Origin of the sequence: uncultured Aquincola sp. (assembly GCF_964001545.1) — a bacterium.
GTDB lineage: Bacteria > Pseudomonadota > Gammaproteobacteria > Burkholderiales > Burkholderiaceae_C > Aquincola.
On record NZ_CAXFDV010000333.1, the window covers coordinates 1 to 4,528 of the forward strand.

Consider the following 4,528-nt stretch of genomic DNA (forward strand, 5'->3'; position numbering starts at 1 on the left):
AGCGCGCCGGGTGACGGCTCGTCGTTCAGTCCTGTTGCCACGGCAGCCCCTGGTAGCGCCAGCCATCGGCAGTGCCGCGCTGCTGCGCGTCATTGAGTTCGCCTTCAAAGCCTTCACGGATGTTGAACACGCGGGTGAAGCCGGCCTTCGCTGCGGCCTCGGCCGCCAGCGCTGACCGCTTGCCGCTGCGGCACAGCAGCAGCACCGGGTCGTGGCGGCCCACCTTGGCTTCCAGCTCGCGCACGAAGCGCGGGTTGCGGGTGAGCGCGGTGCCGGTGGCCCAGGCCACGTGCAAGGTACCGGGCACCTGGCCGACGAACTTGCGCTCCTCGGCGGTGCGCACGTCGACGATGCGGGCCTGGCCGGCCTGATGCAGCGCCCAGGCCTGCTGCGGACTGACGCTGCCCGCGAACGGCAGGCCGAGTTCGGCAGCCTGCGCCTGCGCTTCCTGCAAGGCGGGGTGGAGGACAACTTCTTCGAGGACGGCAGACATGACAACGACTCCTGTTCGGGTGGCGATAGACGGCAACGCCAGCCTAAGCAGCGCCCTCGCCGCCGCCAAGGAAGCGATTCGTCTTTGGATATGCGCCGGCTGTAACAAGGGGCGCCACCGCCGCGATATGCGGCAGACGCGTTTGCATAGCCGCAGCGCTTCGTTCGCGGGCGGCAGGCCGGCCCGTAGGCTGCCTGCCGTGACCGCCCATCTGCTGACCCTGCCCGACTCCCCGGCCCTGGCCCTGAGCATCCGCGCCAAGGCTCTCTTGTTCCACGACCCGCGATCGCTGGCGCTGCTGCAGCAGATCGAGCGCCTGGCGCGCACCGAAGCCACGGTGCTGCTGGCCGGAGAAACCGGCACCGGCAAGGAGCTGGTGGCGCGCCATGTGCACCAACTCAGCGGCCGCAGCGGCCCCTTCGTGGCGGTGAACTGCGGCGCCTTCAGCGAACAGCTGATCGATGCCGAGCTGTTTGGCCATGAAGCCGGCGCCTACACCGGCGCCACCGGTGCGCGCGCCGGCTGGTTCGAGGCCGCCAACGGCGGCACGCTGTTCCTCGACGAGATCGGCGACCTGCCGCTGGCGCTGCAGGTCAAGCTGCTGCGCGTGCTGCAGGAACGGCAGGTGGTGCGCCTGGGCGCGCGCCGGCCGGTGGCGCTGGACGTGCGGCTGGTGGCCGCCACCAACGTCGACCTGCAGCGCGCGGTGCAGGCACAGCACTTTCGCGCCGACCTGTACTACCGCCTGAACGTGGCGCCGCTGGCGCTGCCGCCGCTGCGCGAACGGCCCGGCGACATCCTGCCGCTGGCGCGCCACTTCATCGGCGTGTACGGCCCCAAGCTGGGCCTGGCCCATGCGCGCCTGGCGCCCGAGGCGCAGGCCGCGCTGCTGCAACATGCCTGGCCGGGCAACATCCGCGAGCTGGAGAACGTGGTGCACTTCGCACTCATCGTCTGCCGCGACGGCCTGGTGCGCCGCGAAGACCTGCGGCTGGTGGGCCATGCGCTGGCGCCGGAACGGCCGGCGCCGCTGCCGCTGGATGCACCGCCCGACGCGCAAGAACGCCTGGCCGCGCTGTTCGACACCTTGCTGGCCGAACGCACCGACGCGCTGTACCCGCTGGTGGAAGCCACGCTGGTGCGCTGCGCCTATGAAGCCTGCAACGAGAACCAGGTACGCAGCGCCCGACTGCTGGGCGTGACGCGCAACACCTTGCGCACCCTGCTCAAGCGCCACGGCCTGCTGGTGGATGCCGAGGCCGATGCCGGCGCCGATACGCCGGCCCCCGCCCATGCCAAGATCGGCGCCGCTGCCGCGCCGGTGCGCGGCCCGTTGTCACCTGGAGCACCCCGCCATGAGCACCCTCACCCCTGACACCACCGGCTGGACCTTCTACACCGCGCCCGGCACCTGCGCCCAGGCGGTGCACATCGCGCTGCATGAAGCGCAGGCGCCCTTCAAGCTGGTGCAGCTGGACTTCACGCAACAGCAGCAGCAAAGCCCGGAGTACCTGGCCCTCAACCCCAAGGGCCGCGTGCCCGCGTTGGCCACGCCTCAAGGCGTGCTCACCGAAGTGCCGGCGCTGCTGCTGTTCGTCGCGCAAAGCCATCCGCAGGCCGGCCTGGCGCCGCTGGACGACGCCTTTGCGCTGGCCCGCATCAACGAACTGGCGTCCTACCTGGCTTCCACCGTGCACGTGGCGCATGCGCACAAGCGCCGCGGTTCACGCTGGGCCGACGATGCGGCCGCCATCGAGGCCATGAAGGCCAAGGTGCCGCAGACGATGACCGCCTGCGCCCAGCAACTCGAAGCGCAGCTGGCCGCCACGGCCGAGCAAGGCCCTTACGTGCTGGGCGCGTGCTACAGCGTGGCCGATGCCTACCTGTTCACCATCAGCGGCTGGCTGGCAGGCGACGGCGTGGAGGTGCAGGCCTTCCCGCGGCTGATGGCCCACCATGCGCTGATCGCCCAGCGGCCCGCCACGCGGCGGGCGCTGGAAGAAGCGGGCGGCTGATCAGCGCTTGATGGACGCCTCAGGTTGCGGCGTGAGCCGCAGGTAGGGCGTCACCGCGGTATAGCCCTTCGGGAACTTCTGGGCGATCACTTCAGGGTCTTGCAGCGAAGGCACGATCACCACGTCATCGCCCTGCCGCCAGTTGCCGGGCGTGGCCACGCTGTGGTGGTCGGTCAGCTGCAGCGAATCGATCACCCGCAGGATCTCGTCGAAGTTGCGGCCGGTGCTGGCGGGGTAGGTGATGATCAGCCGCACCTTCTTGGCCGGGTCGATGACGAAGAGCGAACGCACCGTGGCCGTGGTGCTGGCGTTGGGGTGGATCAGGTCGTACAGCTCGCTGACCTTGCGGTCGGCATCCGCGATGATCGGGAAACCCACCTGCGTGTGCTGCGTGCGGTTGATGTCCTCGATCCACTGGCCATGCTTGTCCACCGGGTCGACCGACAGCGCGATCACCTTGACGTTGCGCTTGGCGAACTCGTCCTTCAGCTTGGCCGTCAGGCCCAGCTCGGTGGTGCACACCGGCGTGAAGTCGGCGGGGTGCGAAAACAGCACGCCCCAGCTGTCGCCCAGCCACTCATGGAAGCGGATGGGGCCGGCGCTGGAAGCCTGCTCGAAGTCGGGGGCGGTGTCGCCAAGTCTCAAGGTGGGCATGGGGGCTCCTTCTCAAAGTGCGAACGACCATTCGGCAAAGGCCGCGCGGTCGGGGCGGTGGGTGCGTTCCAGCCGCTGGCTCATGGTGGTCACCCAGCGGCGGGCCAGCGGCAGCGGGCCGAAACCCGCCTCGGTGTTGATGTGCCCGGCATTGCCGAGGTGGATGGTGGAGCTGCCCCAGCGCTGCGCCAGGCGGCGTGCGTGGCTGGCGGCCATCCACGGGTCGGTGTCGCTGATCACCATCGTGCTGGGCACCTCGAGCGGCTGGGTGGGCAGCAGCGCCGCCACGCCGAACTTGTCGGGGTCGGCCGGCGCCACCAGCAGCGCGGCGGCGATCGGCGAATCGGGCTGCTGCGCCAGGTGCCGCGCCACCGCCAGGCAACCGAAGCTGTGCGCCACCGCGATCCACGGGCCCGCACCGGCCCGCTCGATCGTGCTGTCGATGCGCGAGGCCCAGCGGTCCAGGTCGGGCAGTGTCCAGTCGCGCTGCACCACGCGCACCGCGCGGCGGTCGCCCTGCTGCAACCAGCTTTGCCAGTGCGCCGGGCCGCTGTCATGCAGGCCTGGCACGATGAGCAGCCGCGGCGCGCTGCGCGGATGGCGGCTGACGAAGGCGGGCACCATCGCTGCGCTCCTTACAGCGTGGCGATCGACACCTCGGTCGACTTCACCAGCGCGATCACTTCCTTGCCGGGCACGATGCCCAGCTCCTTGACCGAACGGGTGGTGATGACCGAGGTGACGATCAGACCCCCGGCCGTTTCCACGTCCACTTCGGACACGACCGGGCCTTCGATCACCTCGCGGACCTTGCCGCGGAACTGGTTGCGCACGTTGATGGCGTTGATGCTCATGGGCTTCCTTCAAGCTGCAGGGCGCAGAGAATGAAGCTCAGCGTAGGCCGCGGCGCTTAGTCGGCCAACGAAGGCTTTTGCAGCTTGACATGCGGCCAGCGCGTATCGGCTCGCCCAAACACGCTGCGCGAGGAAGGGTCTGACGAAAGCTTCGTTGGCCGCGGGCCGCAGGCTGCCTAGCCTTGCGCCCTTATGACTACACCCCACCGCATCACCGTCGTCATCGGCAATACCGGTGAACGTTCCCGCACCAAGGTGCTGGCCCAGGCCATCGCGGACGGCCTGTCGGCCGCCCTGCCCGTCACCGTGCAGACGGTGGAGATCTGGAAGCTGGCGCCGCAGATCGGCCCGGCGCTGACGCCGCAAGGCCTGCCCGACGAAGCCGCCGCCGCGCTGCGCGCCATCGTCAGCGCCGACCTGCTGGTGGCGGTGACCCCGGTCTACAAGGGCTCGTACACCGGCCTCTTCAAGCACCTGTTCGACCTGCTGCCGCCCGATGCGCTGGTGGGCCG

7 protein-coding genes are annotated in these 4,528 nt (G+C 69.8%); 3 read left to right on the forward strand and 4 right to left on the reverse strand.

Annotated features, from left to right (window positions below):
* Positions 1-25: 25 nt before the first annotated feature.
* Positions 26-493 (reverse strand): rhodanese-like domain-containing protein, encoded by a 468-nt coding sequence (locus ABNT58_RS11500; protein WP_348753614.1) that lies wholly within the window; start codon positions 491-493, stop codon positions 26-28.
* A gap of 199 nt (positions 494-692) precedes the next feature.
* On the opposite strand from ABNT58_RS11500, the gene ABNT58_RS11505 reads away from it, so the two are divergent.
* Positions 693-1,868 (forward strand): sigma 54-interacting transcriptional regulator, encoded by a 1,176-nt coding sequence (locus tag ABNT58_RS11505; protein WP_348753615.1) that lies wholly within the window; start codon positions 693-695, stop codon positions 1,866-1,868.
* Positions 1,849-2,508 (forward strand): glutathione S-transferase family protein, encoded by a 660-nt coding sequence (locus ABNT58_RS11510; protein ID WP_348753616.1) that lies wholly within the window; start codon positions 1,849-1,851, stop codon positions 2,506-2,508. The genes ABNT58_RS11505 and ABNT58_RS11510 overlap by 20 nt, the downstream gene beginning before the upstream one ends.
* Here ABNT58_RS11510 and ABNT58_RS11515 read toward each other — a convergent pair whose 3' ends face one another.
* Genes ABNT58_RS11515 through ABNT58_RS11525 form a run of 3 tightly spaced genes read right to left on the reverse strand, consistent with a single transcriptional unit; the run spans position 2,509 to position 4,016 of the window.
* Positions 2,509-3,162 carry a peroxiredoxin gene (locus ABNT58_RS11515; RefSeq protein ID WP_348753617.1) on the reverse strand — a complete coding sequence of 218 codons (654 nt, stop codon included), beginning with the start codon at positions 3,160-3,162 and terminating at the stop codon, positions 2,509-2,511.
* Positions 3,163-3,174: 12 nt separating this feature from the next.
* Positions 3,175-3,786 (reverse strand): alpha/beta hydrolase, encoded by a 612-nt coding sequence (locus tag ABNT58_RS11520; protein ID WP_348753618.1) that lies wholly within the window; start codon positions 3,784-3,786, stop codon positions 3,175-3,177.
* Between the two features lie 11 nt (positions 3,787-3,797).
* Positions 3,798-4,016: a TOBE domain-containing protein gene (locus ABNT58_RS11525; RefSeq protein WP_046113979.1), complete on the reverse strand. Its 219-nt coding sequence runs from the start codon at positions 4,014-4,016 to the stop codon at positions 3,798-3,800.
* A 192-nt stretch (positions 4,017-4,208) separates the two neighbouring features.
* Between ABNT58_RS11525 and ABNT58_RS11530 the strand changes: the two genes are divergently transcribed.
* A partial coding sequence (locus tag ABNT58_RS11530) for an NAD(P)H-dependent oxidoreductase (RefSeq protein ID WP_348753619.1) occupies positions 4,209-4,528 on the forward strand: 320 nt, incomplete at its 3' end.

What these genes read in the sequence shown, in the direction of transcription:
- ABNT58_RS11525 (WP_046113979.1), bottom strand. Translation starts at nt 4,016, where the DNA reads ATGAGCATCAACGCCATCAACGTGCGCAACCAGTTCCGCGGCAAGGTC.
- ABNT58_RS11510 (WP_348753616.1), top strand. Translation starts at nt 1,849, where the DNA reads ATGAGCACCCTCACCCCTGACACCACCGGCTGGACCTTCTACACCGCG.
- ABNT58_RS11520 (WP_348753618.1), bottom strand. Translation starts at nt 3,786, where the DNA reads ATGGTGCCCGCCTTCGTCAGCCGCCATCCGCGCAGCGCGCCGCGGCTG.
- ABNT58_RS11515 (WP_348753617.1), bottom strand. Translation starts at nt 3,162, where the DNA reads ATGCCCACCTTGAGACTTGGCGACACCGCCCCCGACTTCGAGCAGGCT.
- ABNT58_RS11500 (WP_348753614.1), bottom strand. Translation starts at nt 493, where the DNA reads ATGTCTGCCGTCCTCGAAGAAGTTGTCCTCCACCCCGCCTTGCAGGAA.